Annotated in this window: 1 pseudogene; it reads right to left on the bottom strand. The window is 75.0% G+C overall.

Features of this window, described 5'->3' with window-relative positions:
• Positions 1–773, bottom strand: a pseudogene (locus AC27IQ_RS26145) (hypothetical protein); the annotation flags it as partial.

The following is a 773-nucleotide window of genomic DNA, read 5'->3' as shown; positions in this document are numbered from 1 at the left end:
CGAGGGCTCGGTGCGGCGCGATCACCGGCGGCGGAGGCGCGCTCGGGCAAGGTAGCGGCGCGTGGTGCGGGCTTGGCGGGCACCGAGGCGGGCGTTGGCACGGGCACGGCTACAGCAGCAGGCACCGCTGCAGGCGTGGCATATGCGACCGGCTCGGGCATGCCCGGCCACTCGTCCGCCGCCTGCGGCGCGGTCTGAAGCGACTCGCGACCCGTCGGCCCATCCACCACCGCGCCGCCCAGGGGCCCGTTGCCGCCACTGGCAGCGACGGCATGGCTCCAGTCCAGCGCCGACTGGCGGCGTGCGCGCGCCCAGATCCAGGCCGCCAATCCCAGGGCCAGGACCAGCAAGGCCAGCAGCCCGTAGACCACCGTGGCGGAAAACCGCTCGGTCTCGGCGGCTTCGAGTTGCTGCCTGAGCTGGGCGGCGGCCGCACGCTCGGAGGTGGCCTGGGCACGCTGCGCTGCCACCTCGGCTTCGAGCTTGCCAGTGCGTGCCGCGGACTGCTGCAGCTCTTCCACGGGCGTGTTCAGCGCCTTCCACAGCGCAGCGGCTTCGGTGCGCTGGGGGCTGGCATCAGTGGCGGTGGGCGCAGCCATCTCGGGGGCCGCACGCAGCGGCAGCGGGGCGTCGAGCCACACATCCAAAGGCTCCATCACGAGGCGGGGGCGCTCGGCGGGCGCCGGCTGCTGCGGGCTGGTGAATACCGCGCGGCCCGAAGCGGGCGTAGCGGGGGCCGCCGCAGCACGGGGTGCGGGGGCATTCGCGGCAGG

The sequence above is a fragment of the Acidovorax sp. KPB24-07 genome (assembly GCF_057543315.1).
Note: the sequence above shows the minus strand (reverse complement) of the source record. Positions and strands in the feature narration are given on the sequence as shown.